Origin of the sequence: Williamsia sp. MIQD14 (assembly GCF_051025635.1) — a bacterium.
Taxonomy (GTDB): domain Bacteria; phylum Actinomycetota; class Actinomycetes; order Mycobacteriales; family Mycobacteriaceae; genus Williamsia_A.
The window spans coordinates 35842-51888 of the sequence record NZ_JBPFDG010000003.1 but is presented as its reverse complement, the minus strand read 5'-3'; the positions used below and the strand labels follow the sequence as shown (position 1 = coordinate 51888).

Annotated in this window: 16 protein-coding genes; 10 read left to right on the top strand and 6 right to left on the bottom strand. The window is 68.7% G+C overall.

Annotated elements, in window-relative coordinates; translation table 11 throughout:
- Window positions 1–88: 88 nt before the first annotated feature.
- Window positions 89–1084 (bottom strand): amidohydrolase family protein, encoded by a 996-nt coding sequence (locus ACQ7HM_RS11760; protein WP_434216468.1) that lies wholly within the window; start codon window positions 1082–1084, stop codon window positions 89–91.
- A gap of 61 nt (window positions 1085–1145) precedes the next feature.
- On the opposite strand from ACQ7HM_RS11760, the gene ACQ7HM_RS11755 reads away from it, so the two are divergent.
- The 4 genes from ACQ7HM_RS11755 to ACQ7HM_RS11740 all read left to right on the top strand — a co-directional run bounded on the left by ACQ7HM_RS11755 (window position 1146) and on the right by ACQ7HM_RS11740 (window position 5402).
- Window positions 1146–1826, top strand: a complete 681-nt coding sequence (locus ACQ7HM_RS11755) for a TetR/AcrR family transcriptional regulator (RefSeq protein ID WP_434216467.1) — start codon at window positions 1146–1148, stop codon at window positions 1824–1826.
- Window positions 1827–1910: 84 nt separating this feature from the next.
- Window positions 1911–2867, top strand: a complete 957-nt coding sequence (locus ACQ7HM_RS11750) for a fumarylacetoacetate hydrolase family protein (protein WP_434216466.1) — start codon at window positions 1911–1913, stop codon at window positions 2865–2867.
- Between the two features lie 16 nt (window positions 2868–2883).
- The gene (locus tag ACQ7HM_RS11745; protein WP_434216465.1) at window positions 2884–3522 is read left to right on the top strand and encodes a VOC family protein; all 639 of its coding nucleotides are present in this window, start codon (window positions 2884–2886) and stop codon (window positions 3520–3522) included.
- On the top strand, window positions 3519–5402 hold the full coding sequence (locus ACQ7HM_RS11740) for an FAD-dependent oxidoreductase (RefSeq protein ID WP_434216464.1): 1884 nt from the start codon (window positions 3519–3521) through the stop codon (window positions 5400–5402). Before ACQ7HM_RS11745 ends, ACQ7HM_RS11740 begins: the two co-directional genes overlap by 4 nt.
- 13 nt (window positions 5403–5415) lie before the next feature.
- Here the strand turns inward: ACQ7HM_RS11740 and ACQ7HM_RS11735 are convergent, their stop codons facing one another.
- Entirely contained in the window at window positions 5416–6735 is a 1320-nt protein-coding gene (locus ACQ7HM_RS11735) for a serine/threonine-protein kinase (RefSeq protein WP_434216463.1), read from the bottom strand.
- 127 nt (window positions 6736–6862) lie between these two features.
- On the opposite strand from ACQ7HM_RS11735, the gene ACQ7HM_RS11730 reads away from it, so the two are divergent.
- Complete coding sequence (locus ACQ7HM_RS11730; RefSeq protein WP_434216462.1) at window positions 6863–8125, top strand: EAL domain-containing protein; 1263 nt, start codon at window positions 6863–6865, stop codon at window positions 8123–8125.
- A gap of 30 nt (window positions 8126–8155) precedes the next feature.
- Here ACQ7HM_RS11730 and ACQ7HM_RS11725 read toward each other — a convergent pair whose 3' ends face one another.
- Window positions 8156–8569, bottom strand: a complete 414-nt coding sequence (locus tag ACQ7HM_RS11725; RefSeq protein WP_434216461.1) for a hypothetical protein — start codon at window positions 8567–8569, stop codon at window positions 8156–8158.
- Between the two features lie 137 nt (window positions 8570–8706).
- Between ACQ7HM_RS11725 and ACQ7HM_RS11720 the strand changes: the two genes are divergently transcribed.
- Window positions 8707–10275, top strand: coding sequence for a hypothetical protein (locus tag ACQ7HM_RS11720; protein WP_434216460.1), 1569 nt, complete (start codon window positions 8707–8709; stop codon window positions 10273–10275).
- Here ACQ7HM_RS11720 and ACQ7HM_RS11715 read toward each other — a convergent pair.
- Window positions 10224–11216: a hypothetical protein gene (locus ACQ7HM_RS11715; protein ID WP_434216459.1), complete on the bottom strand. Its 993-nt coding sequence runs from the start codon at window positions 11214–11216 to the stop codon at window positions 10224–10226. The genes ACQ7HM_RS11720 and ACQ7HM_RS11715 overlap by 52 nt on opposite strands.
- Window positions 11197–11619 (bottom strand): winged helix-turn-helix transcriptional regulator, encoded by a 423-nt coding sequence (locus tag ACQ7HM_RS11710; protein ID WP_434216458.1) that lies wholly within the window; start codon window positions 11617–11619, stop codon window positions 11197–11199. Before ACQ7HM_RS11710 ends, ACQ7HM_RS11715 begins: the two co-directional genes overlap by 20 nt.
- Before the next feature lie 100 nt (window positions 11620–11719).
- Between ACQ7HM_RS11710 and ACQ7HM_RS11705 the strand changes: the two genes are divergently transcribed.
- The 4 genes from ACQ7HM_RS11705 to ACQ7HM_RS11690 all read left to right on the top strand — a co-directional run bounded on the left by ACQ7HM_RS11705 (window position 11720) and on the right by ACQ7HM_RS11690 (window position 14808).
- Window positions 11720–12193 carry a hypothetical protein gene (locus ACQ7HM_RS11705; protein ID WP_434216457.1) on the top strand — a complete coding sequence of 158 codons (474 nt, stop codon included), beginning with the start codon at window positions 11720–11722 and terminating at the stop codon, window positions 12191–12193.
- On the top strand, window positions 12190–12615 hold the full coding sequence (locus tag ACQ7HM_RS11700) for a GAF domain-containing protein (protein ID WP_434216456.1): 426 nt from the start codon (window positions 12190–12192) through the stop codon (window positions 12613–12615). The genes ACQ7HM_RS11705 and ACQ7HM_RS11700 overlap by 4 nt, the downstream gene beginning before the upstream one ends.
- A 175-nt stretch (window positions 12616–12790) precedes the next feature.
- Window positions 12791–13723 (top strand): ferritin-like domain-containing protein, encoded by a 933-nt coding sequence (locus ACQ7HM_RS11695; RefSeq protein WP_434216455.1) that lies wholly within the window; start codon window positions 12791–12793, stop codon window positions 13721–13723.
- A gap of 2 nt (window positions 13724–13725) precedes the next feature.
- Window positions 13726–14808, top strand: a complete 1083-nt coding sequence (locus tag ACQ7HM_RS11690; RefSeq protein ID WP_434216454.1) for a 2Fe-2S iron-sulfur cluster-binding protein — start codon at window positions 13726–13728, stop codon at window positions 14806–14808.
- Window positions 14809–14819: 11 nt separating this feature from the next.
- Here the strand turns inward: ACQ7HM_RS11690 and ACQ7HM_RS11685 are convergent, their stop codons facing one another.
- A complete protein-coding gene (locus tag ACQ7HM_RS11685; RefSeq protein ID WP_434216453.1) occupies window positions 14820–15971 on the bottom strand; it encodes a diguanylate cyclase domain-containing protein in 1152 nt (383 codons plus the stop codon).
- Window positions 15972–16047: the final 76 nt, after the last annotated feature.

Below are 16047 nucleotides of genomic sequence, written 5' to 3'. Positions count from 1 at the left end.
CGAGCTCGACCTGCGACGAATCGACTCACCGGGCGCCTCTGCACGCCGGGTCGGTGGGCTCGTCGGCCGACCGGTGGTGACGCAAAGATCACCGTAGGTGGCGCGTGACGCGGTCCCAGTTCCCGGAGGCGACCTGCACCCGTTCGTCGGCCGTCAGATCGGCCTCGTCGAGGAAGCGGCGAGCCTTGCCCGCGGACGCATCGATGTACGGGTAGTCCGTCGCGTAGACGATGCGATCGATCCCCACGACCTCGCGCGTCCACCGAAAAGCGCGCTGGGAGAACACACCCGACCCCATGACGAGGACGTTGTGGGTGAGGTAGTGCTCGAACGGGTGCGCCGTCGCGCCGGTCAACGCCCCCACGTTGCCGATCCGATCGGCGTAGAACAGGACCGCCTCACCCCAGTGCCCCACGACGACCTGCAGATCCGGATGCCTGTCGAAGACGCCACCGAAGATCATGTGCAGCAGTTCGACACCGGTCTCGTAGTGCCACCCGATCATCGGGCCGGAGAACAGGGCATCGACCTCTGCCCCGATTCCGGTGTAATAGGCGTCGCGCACCGCGGCGGTGGGTGTCTGCGGATGCAGCACCACCGGCGCGCGGAGCCCGGCGGCGGCGGCCCAGATGGGTTCCATCGCCGCATCTCCCAGGTGCATCGACCCGGTTCGGCCGTAGACCATGGCCCCCAGGTGACCCTTCTCCGACACCGCGCGGCGTAGCTCGTCGGCGGCTGCGTGCGGATCTGTGGTGGGCAGCGTGGCCAGCCCGTCGAATCGGTCCGGGTGTTCGGCGACGACGTCGGCGATGGCGTCGTTGGCCGCCGCGGCGAGCGGTACAGCCCTGGCCGCGTCCAGGCTCTGCACACCCGGTGTCGTCACCGAGAGGACCTGGACGTCGACGCCCTGATCGTCCATGTCGGCGATGCGCACACGTCCGAGCTCGAACAACTTGTCCGGTTCCGCGCCGGGAATCGTCATCCTCGGCGCCGCGTCCGACGCCGCATCGGCAGCCCAGGCCTCGGCGATCTCCCTCGTCAGGAGGTGCTCCTCGAGTGCCACGATCCCGTAGTCGGTTGCCATGAAGCCGTTCTACACCGGCGCTCGACATACGATCCCCGGGTGACTGGTGAAGGCGCGCGCCGTGCCCGATGACGTGACACGGCGTCCGGGGATGTCGCGCGCCGAACAGAAGGCGGCCACCCGCGCCCGACTGGTCGCCGCGGCCGGAGAACTCTTCGCCGAACGCGACTACGGCGACGTCACCATCGCCGATCTCGCCGCGCACGCCGGAGTGGCCCACGGGCTGCTGTTCCACCACTTCTCCAACAAGGAGGGCCTCTACCGAGCCGTACTCGATGCGGTTGTCGCCGAGATGGATTCGGCGTTCACCACTCCGATCGGCGGCGATGCATCCACCATCATCCGAGCCGCGCTGGCGACCCATCTGGACTATCTGGCCACCCACCGCGGCGTCGCCCTCAAACTCATCGTCGGCCGACGCCACGCCGATCCCATCGCGGCGGAGGTGTCCGATCGCAGTCGAGCGCGAGCGCTGTACGCGCTCGCCGAACTCCTCGATCTCGACACGGCCGACCCGGTCATGCAGTTCGTCGGCGCGACGCTGGTGGCCGCGTTCGACGAGGCCACCCACTGGTGGCTGCACCACCCCGACCCGTTCCCGGTCGACGTGGTCGTCACGTCACTGATCGAACTCGCGATCGGCGCGTTGCAGGGTGCCCGCTCCCTCGAGGGCTGCCCCGACGTCGACGACGCCATCGACACGTTGCGGGCCGCCGCGCACGGCTCGACACCCAGCGCCTGATCCACTGAACGACGTTCGTTGACTGCTGTTCAACGAACGCGCTACGCTCGGTTCCGCGACCTCGACGGAACGGAGCTCCACCTGATGGCGACTCATCTCATCCGCTTCACCACCGGGGACGTCGCGCGGTGGGGTGTGGTGACGTCCCACGGCGTCGTCGCGCTCGGCGGCGAGTACGAGACCACCGCCGAACTGCTCGAATCCGGTCGTGACGACTGGATCGCGGCGAGCGGAAGGCCGGCGACCCATCAGATCGACGCAGTCGACGTGGTGTCGCCGATCACGACACCGTGTCGAGTGCTGTGTCAGGGCGCGAACTTCCGACAGCACGCCATCGATTCGGGTATGGATCCCGACAACCGCTCCTTCAACCTCTTCTTCGACAAGACCGATGCCTCCGTCACCGGGCCGCACTCGCCTGTGGTGCGTCCGCCCCACGTGCAGTTGCTCGACCACGAGATCGAGCTGGCACTGGTGATCGGCAAGCGGATCGACGGGCCGGTCACCGTCACCGACGAGACGCTGCGCGAGTACGTCGTGGCGGTGACCATCGCCGACGATCTCTCCGCTCGCGACGTGCAGCTTCCCCAGGGCCAGTACCTGAAAGGCAAGAGCTATCGCGGTTTCTGCCCGCTCGGCCCGGTGCTGGCCGTCCTGGACGACGCGGACTACGCCCGCCTCGACGACCTCGAGCTGCAACTCCACGTCAACGGCGACCTCCGTCAGATCGACACCACCGCCAACTTCGTCTACCGACCTGCCGAGACCCTCACCGAGCTCAGCGAATTCGCGAACCTCTCGGTCGGCGACGTGGTGTTGACCGGCACCCCGCACGGCACCGCGGCCACGTCCCCACCGGCGATCGTGCGGCGGCTGGCCACCGCGTTGCTGCCCGAGCACGTGATGTGGAAGCTGTTCGTCCGCCGCAACCTCGACGGGCCGTTCCTGCGACCGGGCGACACCATCACCGCGACCATCCGATCCTCCGACGGTGTGCTCGATCTCGGCGAGCAGCGCACGCCCATCGTCGCCGCACGATGAGAGAAGGGACACGACCATGACGACCTCGAGCCCATCACCCGCACCGGTGGACACACCCCTGGCCCCGAACCTGTTGGCGCACTTCGTGGTGAAGACCGCGCGTCCGAAAGAGATGATCGAGTGGTATTCGACGGTGCTCGGCGCGCACGTCGTCCACGAGGACAGTCAGATCGCGTTCCTCACATGGGACGACGAGAGTCACCGGCTCGCGCTGGTCAAGGTCCCTCCGCTCGTGCGGTATCTGTTCCCGCTGGCCAAGCTCAAGCGCAAGGTCTACGGCGTCGACCACCTCGCCTTCACCTACCACTCGCTCGAGCCGCTGCTTCTCAACCACGAGCGGCTCGCGGCGAAGGGCATCGTCCCGGTGTGGTCGATCAACCACGGGCCCACCACGTCTCTGTACTACGAGGACCCCGACGGCATCCGGCTGGAGTTCCAGACCGAGAACTTCGCGACGCCCGAGGAGACAGCGGCGTTCTTCTCGAGCTCGGACTTCGAGGCCAACCCGATCGGCGTCACCATCGACCCGTCGTATCTGCTCGAACGCCTTCGCGCCGGTGCACCGATCGCCTCGCTGCTGCGCCGTGACGCCGGGGTACGCCCCGGCACCACACCACGGGTGAACCGACGCGCCATCACCCTCCGGACGCTGTGAGCACCGGCGACACCGCGCCTGTCGTGATCGTCGGCGCCGGGTCCACCGGTGCGACAGCCGCATTGCTCCTGGCGCGTCGCGGTATCCGGTCGGTGGTGCTCGACCGCCGCAGCGCCGCACTCACCCACCCCGCCGCACATGTGATCCACGGGCGATCGTCGGAGATCTGGCGCGAGGCGGATCCCGCTCTCGCCGAACAGATCGCGGCCATCGCTCCGCCCATCGAGTCGGTGAACCTGATCCGCTGGTGCTCACGGCTCGACACGACGCCCCTCGGCGAGATCGATCTGGCGTCCCGCCCCGAGCAGCTGGAACGCGTCCGATCGCACAGCGACTTCCTCATCTCCCACATCGGCCAACACCAGTTGATGCCGATCCTGTGGTCCGCACTCGACAGGGAGCCGTTGATCGACTTCCGCCGGGACACGAGCGTGCGATCCGTCCGTTCACAGGGCAGTTCGGCCACCGTCGTCACCAACGACGGCACGACCATCACGACGGATTACGTGATCGGCGCCGACGGGGCGAACAGCAGGGTGAGGGAGTCCGCGGGCATCGAGATGGACGGCCCGGTACTGGCCGAGATGGGCAGCGCGTTCTTCCACGCGCCGAACCTCTACCCCGCCGATTCCCGCCCGCTGCTGAGCTGGATCTATCAACCACGTTTCGCCGGTGTCCTGATCGCCCACGCCGACGATCACTACGTCCTGATGAACACCTATCTCCACGCCGACCAGGATGTGTCGTCGGACCGACAGAGGTATTGGGCGACAACGCTCCCCCAGGTTCTCGGAGACGATGTCGACGTCGACATCGTCTCCACCGGAACATGGACGATGACCTCGCAGACCGCGAGGGTGTTCCGGAGTGGGCGCCTCGTCCTCGCCGGCGATGCCGCGCATCGGTTCCCCCACACCGGCGGATACGGACTCAACAGCGGCGTCCAGGACGCCCACAACATCGCCTGGAAGATCAGCGCCGTTCTCGACGGGCAGGCCGCAGAGGGCCTTCTGGACACCTACGAGGCGGAGCGCCGTCCGGTCATCGACCTGTTCGCGCGCCACAGCGTGGCGAACCATTTCCACCTCGACACCGCCACGCGGCACTTCGGCGTGACCAACCGTGCGCTGCAGCGCGCGACGACCGCCATGTCCCGTGGACCGCTGAGCCTGCTGCCCGGCCGGATCGCCGCACCGTTGGCCGACGGGATCACCCGCGCGGGGCTGGCGCGCACGGCGATCCTCGACGGCACCGGGTGGCGGGCTCGACGCGCCCGCGATCTCGCAGCGGGCGAGATCTTCGGCCAGTTGCCACATTTCGTGTCGACGGGGCTGGAGTTCGGCTACCGATACGACGGTCCGCTCATCGCACCCGAGCTCTCCGGCGAGGTGCGCGACCCGTCGCCACAGGACGTCATCGAGTACGTTCCCACGACCTCGCCCGGCGGCCGGCTGCCCCACGCGGTGGTCGCCGGCCCCGACGGGCCGCGGTCGACACTGCAACTGGTCGACACGACACCGACCTGTCTCACCGTGTTCACGTTCGCGCCCGGGGCATGGACCGAGGTCCTCGACGCGCAGACCGATGCCCTGGCGCCGTTGACCACCCGGGTGATCGATCTCGGCGCGGTGACCACGCCGGCGTCGGCGGTCGATCTGTTCGAGGTGGGTCGCCATGGCGCGGTGGCTGTCCGGGCCGATGGTCACGTCGTCTGGCGCACCGCCGAGTGCGCCGAGACCGGCGGCACGCTCCTCGCGAAGACCCTCAGCCGCTCATGGCGCGCGTACTTCCCGCCGCGCAACGACGTCGATGGCGGTCGATCCACGCCGGGCACCGATCGGTCGCACCGCGACGTGGCCGAGAGATCGTCACGGCTGTAGCCGCTGTCACCTGCTACCTCCCGTTGCCCTTCCCGTTCCCGTTCCCACCGTTGCCGTTGTTGTTGCCGTTGCCGTTCCCGCTCCCCCCGCCGCTGTTCCCGTTCCCCCTGCCCGCGTTCCCGTCCCCGTTGCCGTTGCCGTTGCGGTTGCCCGCGGGAGGCGGAGCGGGGACGACCGCGGCGGGCGGCGCCGTGGAGGTCGTCGTCGGGACCGAGGTGGCCGGCGCAGAAGCAGATGCGGTACCGGATGACGCCGTCACCACGGACGTGATCGCCGGTGATCGATCGGGTTCGCCCGGAGTGGTGTCCGGACGCGACGTGCCCCAGAGCATCAGACCGACCACCGCGGCGACCAGCGCGAGACCGGCTGCCCCCATCCACCACCCCGTGCGGGCAGACGGAGACGAGAACACCTCCGGCTCGACGAGCGGCGGTTCGGGCTCCTGCGTCATCAGGATCGCCGTCGGGGTGGGCACCGCCCCGTTCTCGATGGCGCGCAGGCGGTCGGCGACCGAAGTGGCGGTCGGACGGTCTGCGGGTGCGCGAGATGTCATGTCCGACAACAGCGACACCCACGCCGGGCCGAGTTCACGCGGCACCTCTGGGTCTCGATGCAACCGCGCCATCGCGGACACCACAGCGGTGCCCTCGAAGACCATTCGGCCGGTGAGGCATTCGAGGAGAACGAGCCCGAGCGCGTAGATGTCCCCCGGCGGGCCCGTCGCGCTGCTCCCGGTGGCCTGTTCGGGACTCATGTAGTGCACGGTCCCCACCGTGGTCCCGTGCTCGGTCAGGTGGTCGGCGTCGATCACGCGGGCGATGCCGAAATCGGCGAGCTTCGAGCACTGCCCGCGGCCGTCGAACGAACCGGTGGGTATCAAGATGTTGGCAGGCTTGATGTCTCGGTGCACGACACCCTCGGCGTGGATGTACCCCAACGCATCAGCCAGTTCCCGACCGATCCGCGCCACGGCGAACGGCTCGAGCGCGTGCTCGCCGCGGAAGGTACCGAGAGTGGGTCCGTCGACCAGTTCCATGACCAGGTAGGGGACATCGAACCCGTCGACATCCCGAGTGGTACCCGCGTCGTACAGACTGATCAGACCCGGATGCGACAACGACGCCAGGGTGCGCATCTCGGCCTCGACGCGCCGGAGATCGTCCACCGATCGAGGGTGGACGCGGAACAGTTTCACCGCGACCGACCTGCCGAGGGTCTCGTCGACGGCGGCGTACACGTTCGCCATCGCTCCCCGTCCGAGCGCGCGGCCCAGCCGATAGCGTTCGGCGATCATCCGCGGTCCGGTCGCGGCACCGCCCGCACCTGTCGTCATCGATGCACTCCTGCCACCGCCCCGAGGTCGTGCTGAGCCTATCGCCGCCGATTCGCGTGGCCGGGGGCGCGTGTTGGCACAATGCGCGGTGGGTAGGGGTCGGCGGGGACCGAGGAAGGATCTGTGCGTGCGTCCATCGACAGACGCGTCGGAGCCATCGCCGATGGCGGTCGACCTCGACACGGTCTTCCAGCCCGTCGTCGAGGTCGGCACGCGCACGGTGGTCGGTTTCGAGGCACTCACGCGGGCGCCGTCGGGCATCTGGACCTCGGCGGCGGGACTGTTCCACGCCGCGGAGAGGCAGAACCTGGTCGTCGAGTTCGACTGGCGCTGCCGGGTCACATCGCTGCGCGCGGCCCTGGCCGCGGCGTTCCCGACCGACATGATGCTGTTCCTCAACGCCGAGCCGACGGGGCTCGACGCGGCGCCCCCGGCCGACGCCCTCCCCCTGCTCGGGGCCGCGAGAGGGTTGTCGATCACCGTCGAGATCACCGAACGACACCTGATGCGCGATCCGGCCGGCCTGCTGCGGGCTGTGGAGCACGCGCGACGACTGGGATGGCGCATCGCTCTCGACGACGTCGGGGCCGATTCCTCGAGTCTTGCCCTGCTCGAGTTGCTGCGGCCCGACGTGATCAAGCTGGACATGAGCTTGGTCCAGGATCGGATGCCGGCCGCCGCCGCGGCAGCGATCCGGTCCGCGGTCACGACCGAGGCCGATCGGACCGGGGCCGTGATCGTCGCCGAGGGCATCGAGAACGAGCGACACGAGCGCCACGCGATCGAGTTGGGCGCGCACCACGGCCAGGGGTACCTCTACGGCCACCCGACTCGACTCCCGACCTTCGGGCCGACGGACGAGGCCGCCGGGACGACCGCGACGGCGACACCGCCGGCGGTGACCGTCCGGGACCCGGCCGCGGTCACGCCCTGGGGACTGAGTCGTCACGTCGACGGGCGTCGACGCATCGACGAGGCCGGGTTGCTCGAGGCCGAACGCCGCCTCGTCAACCGTGCGACACAACTCGGGGCGACCGCGATGGTCTTCGTCACGGTTCCCGCATCGACGACCATCTCGGCCGAACACCGGACCCGCCTTCGAGACGCGGCGGCACACACGGCGTTGACCGCGGTTTTCCACGCCTCTCCCGTGGTCGAGGGCGACGCCTACCGCCACGTGACGGTCGATCCGTACGAGCCGTTGGCGCGGGAACGGTCGGTCATCGTGGTGTCGCCGACCTATGCCGCGGCGTCGATCGCTCTTGAGATCGGGCTGTCGGATGACGGTTTCGCGATCTACGAGTCCGTGTTGACCGAGGACCGTGAGGCGGCGCTGGGAGCGGCGACGCTGTTGACCCGCCGCATCCCTGCGCTCGACCCCGCCGACTGACGGGCGTCGAGTTCCGCGCGCCGGTCGGTGTCAGTCGGCGCCGGGGGCGAGCAGCGACACCGGCGGGCGGTACGGCTCCACGTAGTTGGTGCCCGTCGCCGCAGCTGTGCCGGGGTACGCGCGGCGGTAGCGCGAGCGCTTCACGCGTGCGATGTGCTCCTGCAGGGTGCGGTCACCGCGGGCCATGGCGCGTGAGCGGACCGAGTAGATGGCCAGTCCGTACGCGACAACCCAGACGACGAGAGCGATGACGCCGGGGATGGTGAGGCCGGTGGCGATGCCGGCCAGACCGAGTGCGAACGCGGCGGACCCGAACATGAACGCCGCCCACCCGACCTGACCCCAGATGGCTGCACGCCGAAGGCGTGCCCGGCGTTGCCGGGCCGCACTCATCGGTGGCGCGTGACGCAGATGGGGCGATGAGAAACTCATGGTGACGGCCATGTCGCGATCCTCCTACGGTGTGATCTGGGCCACATCGTCAGCTCAGAGTACCGCCGCCCGCAGCTGAACTACCTGTTCAGAACCTGAGAATCTCGGGCGGTTCCGCCTGCACACGGGCCGGGGGAGATGATGAGCCCATGCCCGACTGGACATACGTACCGCTGGAACCCATCGCGTCGAGGATGATCGGCGAGCGCCGGACCCGGCGATACGCCCTCGCGTTCCTGGCCGCATTCGTCCGTCTGGGCGGACGGCGGTGGATCCCGATCGTTTTCGCCCATCCCGAGGTCCCGGCGCAGTGGCATGGCCGGTTCGGCGCCACGGTCCCGGTCTCGGTCGCGCGTGACGCGATCACCTGCCTCCCGGTCCAGGGAGCCACGGTGATCCACGTCGGCCCGGTGACCTCGCGCGACGTCGAGGTCGTGCGTTCCGCGGCCGCGGGTCGACACTGCCGAGTGGTCGCCCTCTGCGATTCGGCGGCGACCGCGGCCGCCGTCGCACCCCACGTCGACGACACACGTGTCGGCACCGATCCCGACGTCACCGTCCTGCGTGACCCGGACATCGACGAGGCGACAACAGCACTGGCGCAGCCGAACTCGGTCGTACTGGCCCATCCGCAACTCCTGATCGCAGCGGGACCGGGATGGTTCCATCGCGTCATCGAGGCGCACGCCGGCATCGCTCACGGGGACGACGCCGTACCCCTGCGACGGCCCACGCGTCGCGAGATCACGAATGTGCGCGGGTGGCCGGCCTGGATCTGGGCGGTGCTCGTCGGCGTGGGTCTCATCGTCGGCGGGGTCGGGGCCGCGATCATCACCATCGGGCCGGTCCTCCTGGGATACGACCGCGACTACCTCGGCCTGTCGGTGTCGGGACTCAACGGGGTCGACACCCATCTCGTCGGATTTCTCCAGCACGACCGGATCACCATGGCCGGCAACATGGTCGGACTCGGCACGTTGTACTGCGGGCTGGCACTGGGTGGGCTTCGACGCGGTCGCCGCTGGGCCCGCACCGCACTGGCGGTGTCGGCGGTGGTCGCGTTCGGCACCTGGTTCTACTTTCTCGCGACCGGGTTCGTCGAGCCCCTGCACACGCTCGTGGTCGCCGTGCTCACACCACCGCTCATCGTCGCGGTGTGGCGGGCACCGGTGGTGCCCGTGTCTCCGCGCGTGTCCGATGGGCCCGCGCGCGAACGCGCTGCCGCGCTGTGGGGTCAGCTGATGATGATCGGCGTCGGCGGCGGACTGGCGGTCGCCGGCACGGTCATCTCGACCGTCGGCCTCACCGCGGTGTTCGTCCCCACCGATCTCGGCTACCTCGAGACGAGCGCGGACGCACTCCGCGATGCGAACCAGAACCTGCTGCCCTTCATCGCCCACGACCGCGCGGGATTCGGTGGAGCGCTCGTCGGATCCGGTCTCGCCGTGCTCCTGATCTCGTTGTGGGGATGGCGACGCGGCGAACGATGGGTGTGGTGGTCACTGCTCCTCGGATGTCTGTTCGGCACCGCGCCGGCGCTGGCCGTCCACCTCGACATCGGCTACACCACGCTGAGTCACCTGCTGCCGCTCTACGTTCTCGTCGTCGTGGTGGCTGTGGCGCTGTGGATCTCACGACCGTTCCTCACCGCGCGGGCGGGGACACCTCAGCTCTCCCCGCGCAGCAGCGCGGTCACCTCCCCCGACGCCGCGCGGTAGCCGGCACCGCCGTCGAGCGAGATGCGACGGCAGCCGTCGGTCTCCACCGTGAGTGTCGCGCCGCCGGATCCGTCCGGCCGACGAAGAGGCATCACCGCGACCTCGGTGGCGTCGGTGTCGCAGTCCGATGCGCCCGGCGCCGAGATGGACGCGGCCAGAAGCCGACTCGCGATGGCGCCCGTCACCCGTCGCGCCTCGGCTCCGGACAACCGGAGGTCGCCGGTCGACGATCGCGACGTCCGATACGTACAGACCGTCGCTCCCGCCACAGTGCGAGTCGGGAATCGCAGCAGGCGTTCGCGTACCGGGCGGGACCCGCCACCGTCGGTCCGGGCGAAACCCACTGAGCTCCCCCGGCAGATTCCCGCCGCGATCACTCCGAGATCACCGACCTGGGTCCGCCGGATCTCGGTGAGCGCTTCGAGTGCCGCGAGCGGTTCGTCACGAAAGCCACACACGACGCGAGGCCACGCCACTCGGATGGCACCTGCGTCCGACACCAACCAGATGGCAACGGGCGCATCGACACCGAACGCACAGCTGACCGAGGTGTTCTTGTCGGTACGCACCGACGGGCGGTCGACAGCGCGCACGAACGCGTCGACGTCGCCGGCGAGCTCCACCTCGTCGACCGTCGTGGTGCCGCCGGGACCGTCCGCGGTCTGGCAGCTCACCACCGTCGTCGCCCGGAAACCGTCGGGCACCGAACCCTCACCGGGTCGGAGATCGTCGGAGGCGGTGACGCCGAAGCCGGCGAGGATGTCGGGCTCGGTGCACGAGGCGCGCGACGAGATCGGCGCGTCCGGCGGCCGATACGACTCCGTCCCGTCCGAGAACCATCCACACCCGGCCGACAACGCCACCATCGCGGTGACCATCACCGTCGCCGACGTCGTTCGCGTCGTCAGCACAGCACGGTCGTCATCGGAGCGCTCCGCCATCGGCGACCTCGGGCTCGCGACCGGCTGCGGCCGCTTCGATCCTCGGGACGATCACCTTCTCGGCGTACCGCGCACCCCACGCATTGAGCGCTGCGACGAACGGCGCCAACGCCTTCCCCTGCTCGGTCAGCGAATAGACCACCTTCGGCGGTACCTCGGGGAACACCGCACGTTCCACGATCCCGTCCGCTTCGAGCTCGCGGAGTTGTCGCGTGAGCACCCTGGGCGCCACCGGACCCACCGCACGCCCGAGCGCGCCGTACCTCATCGGGGCGTCGAGCAGGTTCTTGACGATGGTCATCTTCCAGGAACCACCGAGCACCGCGACGCTGACCTCGACCGGACACACCTCGAAGGCGCGTCGCACCGGTTCGCGCAGGGTGGATTCGCTGTGGCTGCTCACGACGCGTGCCTCCTCGGCAATGGCCACGGGGACGATCTCGTCCCCATGGACACAATTGTGCGTACTACCGCGACGGACCGTAGCGCACTACACAGAGACCATGACCTCGATCGACCAGCTCAGCCTCGTCGACCATCGACGAGGGGACGACCACGACGATGCCGACGCCGTCGACCGCCTCATGTCCCCGCTCGTCGGCGCGACACTGGGCGCTACGACGGTTGCCGCGACCCTCACGACGGCGGCATGTGTCGCTGTGCACGGCTTCGGCGCACTGATCGCCCTCCTCACCTCGGCAGCCGTGCTGATCACAGCGCATCTGGGACTCCAGCTCCAGGCCGCGGTCGCCACACTCCGCGATGGGCGCTGGGGGGACTGTGTCGTGGTGGCGTGCATGCTCACCACGTCGGTGGTCGCGCTGTACCTGCTGGCCGCCGGAGCCGCCGGTGGCATGCTCACGCTGACGACGTGTGCCGCGTGTGTGGTGATGCACGTGCGACACCTGGCGCGGGCGCCTCGATCCCGCACGACATCTCCACCACAGGCCGCGGCCGATCAAGGAGTCCGACGATGACCCGACCTGACGGCGATCACGGACCACCAGCGGTCTACCGCGCACCGATGATCGGCGGCGCAAACAGGGCTCTGCGCCTGGGGGTGTGCGGCATGTCGGCGTCGGACGAGCGCGGGATGCGACGCGTCGAACGGTTCGAGCGGGTGGCCGACGGCGCGTTCGTGTGGACGAGAACCGACGACGGGGAGTTCTTCCTCGGGCGCATCGACGGACCGCTACGCGAGGATCACACCGACGACGCCACGGCCACCGGACTGATGTATTGCCGACCCTGCCGGTGGACGCCGACACCCGTCCCCGAGCACGAGGTGCCCGCCGCGACCCTGCGGACGTTCGCCCGGGGCGGCCGCAACTTTCAACAGACGCACGACCCGGATGTGTCCGATCAGTCCGCCACCGTGTGGCGAACACGCGGCACCTGAGCCTCACCGCCGGCTGCGGCGCTGGTGGGAGGGACGGTCTCCTCACCGCTCACCTGCGCCATTGACAACTGTGACAATCTCTGGTGACACTGTTGAGGACACCCGCTCAGCGGCGACCCCCTCTCGCGGGCCCCGTTGCATCGCGCCCAGCGCGCTTCGAACAGGAGACCTCCAGATGACTGCACCAGCCGCTTTCGACTTCGACGCGATGCTCGCCAAGATCAAGGACAAGCAGTGGTCGCTGGCCGACATCGACTGGGACGCCCCCGGCGCCGAACTGATCGAGCCCGAGCTGCACGCGCGGCTCAAGCCGTTCATGTCCGACCTCATGTGGATCGAGAACGTCGGCGCGCGTGGCTTCGCGGCGATGGCCAAGAAGGCTCCGACCGACACCCTCCGCGAGATCTACACCTACTTCCACGCCGAGGAGCAGAAGCACGCCAATGCCGAACTGGCACTGATGCGTCGGTGGGGCATGCTCGACGGCGACGAGATGCCCGAGCCCAATGTCAACGTCAAGCTGGTCATCGACTGGCTCGACAAGCACGCCGACGGGCTCAGCCTCAGCGTGCTGGGCACGGTCATCCCGATGCTGGAGGTCGCTCTCGACGGCGCCCTGGTCAAGTTCATCATGGACGAGATCCACGACCCGATCTGTCAGGACGCCTTCAAGCACATCAACGCCGACGAATCACGGCACCTGGCCGTCGATTTCGCCGTGATCGAGCTGCTCGGTGGCGCCACGATGCGCAAGCTGCTCGTCGACACCGTCGGCGCGTGGATGAACCCGTCGTTGATCATCGGCACCCTCCGCTACATCCCGCTGCTGAACAAGATGCGCGACAACATCGTCACGATGGGTGTCGACGAGGAGCGGCTGTACAGCGCCATGAAGCGTTTCAAGAAGGTCGGGCAGCGCAATCCCGCCGCACTGCGGGTTCCCATGTACCGCTTCATCCAGTGGCACGGCGACATGGTGATCGACCGCAGCCACCCGTACCACCTCCTGGCCGACCGTCTGGTCAAGATCAGCCAGCACTACCCGACCCGCACGCTCAACTCGAGCCCCACCTGGTCGAAGGAACTCACCTACGAGCCCATCGCCTGATCGTGGGGTCCACCGACGACGCCGCCACAGGGGCGACACCGCCCACCTCGGGGCGCCTGCAGCTCCGGGTGCGCGAGGTCATCCGCGAGACCGCCGACGCCGCATCGGTGGTGTTCGAGGCCCCCGACGGTGGATTCAATTACCGCCCAGGACAGTTCATCACCGTCGGTGCGCACCTCGCGGACGGATTGGCCCCGCGGTGCTACTCCCTGTCGAGTGCGCCCGGCCATGATCCCCACCCGGCCATCACCGTGAAACGGGTGGACGGTGGGCGGGTGTCGAACTGGCTGGTGGACAACGCGGCGCCGGGGATGAGTGTCGACGTCATCGCGCCGACAGGTGCGTTCACCCCGCGCGACTGGACGCACGATTTCGTGGTGGTCGCCGCGGGCAGTGGCATCACCCCGGCGATGTCGATCATCAAGACGGCGTTGATGACCCACGACAACGCCGTCACGTTGATCTACGCCAATCGCGACGAACAGTCGGTGATCTTCTCCGACACCCTCGCGACCCTGCAGGAGACCTATCCCTCCAGGTTCGTCGTGCAGCACTGGCTGGAGTCAGAGCGTGGGTTGCCGACCGCAGCCGGGATCGGGTCGCTGATCGCCGCAATCGACGACGCCGCCGCGTACCTCTGCGGGCCGACGCCCTTCATGGACGTCGCGCACGAGGCACTCGAGGCCGCCGGACTACCCACGGGACGGATCCATCGCGAGCTGTTCTACTCGCTGACCACGAACCCGTTCGCGGCCGCAGCGGCGACCACGCCCGCGGCGCCGGTGTCGCCGGGGAGACCCGCGGAATCGGGCGCCCGTGTCACCGTCGAGATCGAGGGCGAGACCCACGAGGTGGAGTGGCCGCGCGACGCGATCCTGCTCGACGTGCTGCTGGACAACGGGATCGAGGCGCCGTACGTGTGCCGCGAGGGCAACTGCGGTGGATGCGAGTTCATCCTCACCGAGGGTGAGGTGGAGATGCGGGTCAACGACACCCTCGACGACTTCGATCTGCGGCGAGGCGCCCGTCTCGCCTGCCAGTCGGTTCCGGTGACCGACACCGTGGCCATCTCCTACGACAGCTGACCCTGCGCCCGTCAGGGCGCGGGATCGTGGGCAGCGGTCACAGCGTCACCACCGCCGCGCTTCGTCGAGTAGAGAACGGCGTCGGCGCGGGCCATCATCTCTCCGATCTCGTGCTCGGGGGGTGGCCAGGTCGACGGCAACGTCGTGTGGACGCCGATGCTCATCGTGACCGGCTCCGACCGCGACGAGTCGGCCATCATCGCGCGGACACGGTGCGCCAACGCACTCGCCGGCTCGGCACCGACGTGCAGGATCGCGACGAACTCGTCACCGCCGATACGTGCGATGGCATCGGCGTGGCCGTCGCAGACCGCCGAGAGCGCCTGCGCCACAGCGACGAGGAGCGCGTCTCCGTGGCTGTGACCGTTCGTGTCGTTGATCGACTTGAACTTGTCGATGTCGGCCATGAGGACGCTGACGGGCTCGCCCGTCCGGACCCGTGTGGTCGAGTGGGACACCGCCTCCTCGAATCCACGCCGATTCAGCAGCCCCGTCAACGGGTCGGTGAACGAATTGCGGGCGTCGTTGCGCAGGAAGGTCAGCGCGATCTGACCGGCGATCAACCCACCGTTGCACGCCGCGAACTGCGTGACCATGACGACGATCGCGGTCACGGTGTCGATGTCGGTGGCCACGAGCGCATATGTGCCGGTTCCGGCTATCACCGCCGTCACCCAGACACAGTGCCCGATCAGGATGACGGGACTGTGGATGAACATCAGATAGATGCCCGGCAGCACGTAGAGCGACATCAACGCGAGGGCAGCGGTCGGCGACGGAGCGGCCGCGGCGAGGGCGACGCCCGCCAACTCGCCGACGACCACGAATCCCAGTGACACGCGCTCGCCGGGCCACGGTCTGTGCGACCTCCACCACCAGGCGCTGGATGCGAACACCACCACCGCGATCGCGGTACTGACGTTCACGACTGTTCCCGGTCGGCCGGTCGCGATCAGGACGATCCCCACGACGGCGAACAACGCGAAGCCCACGGCCACCAGCAGTCGGTCCACCCGCAACCACGCACGCGACTCCGCGAACGCGTGGACCCACTCGTATTCGAACGGCTGCTCCCACCACCAGCGGAGCAGCTCACCCGTCGACTTGTCGCGGATGCGCGCCGCACCGGGCCCCGGGGGATGCGGAGGCGGCACCACAGCCACCGCCTCTCGCCATCGTGTTCATCGCCGACCTGTCGTCATCGAGGTTAGGACATGTCCCGCCCGGCCTTCACCGGTC

Bases quoted from the DNA above. Each gene is read 5' to 3' on its own strand.
- ACQ7HM_RS11760 (WP_434216468.1), bottom strand. From the start codon at position 1,084: ATGGCAACCGACTACGGGATCGTGGCACTCGAGGAGCACCTCCTGACG.
- ACQ7HM_RS11725 (WP_434216461.1), bottom strand. From the start codon at position 8,569: ATGGCCGTCACCATGAGTTTCTCATCGCCCCATCTGCGTCACGCGCCA.
- ACQ7HM_RS11735 (WP_434216463.1), bottom strand. From the start codon at position 6,735: ATGACGACAGGTGCGGGCGGTGCCGCGACCGGACCGCGGATGATCGCC.
- ACQ7HM_RS11745 (WP_434216465.1), top strand. From the start codon at position 2,884: ATGACGACCTCGAGCCCATCACCCGCACCGGTGGACACACCCCTGGCC.
- ACQ7HM_RS11695 (WP_434216455.1), top strand. From the start codon at position 12,791: ATGACTGCACCAGCCGCTTTCGACTTCGACGCGATGCTCGCCAAGATC.
- ACQ7HM_RS11700 (WP_434216456.1), top strand. From the start codon at position 12,190: ATGACCCGACCTGACGGCGATCACGGACCACCAGCGGTCTACCGCGCA.
- ACQ7HM_RS11715 (WP_434216459.1), bottom strand. From the start codon at position 11,216: ATGGCGGAGCGCTCCGATGACGACCGTGCTGTGCTGACGACGCGAACG.
- ACQ7HM_RS11720 (WP_434216460.1), top strand. From the start codon at position 8,707: ATGCCCGACTGGACATACGTACCGCTGGAACCCATCGCGTCGAGGATG.
- ACQ7HM_RS11750 (WP_434216466.1), top strand. From the start codon at position 1,911: ATGGCGACTCATCTCATCCGCTTCACCACCGGGGACGTCGCGCGGTGG.
- ACQ7HM_RS11705 (WP_434216457.1), top strand. From the start codon at position 11,720: ATGACCTCGATCGACCAGCTCAGCCTCGTCGACCATCGACGAGGGGAC.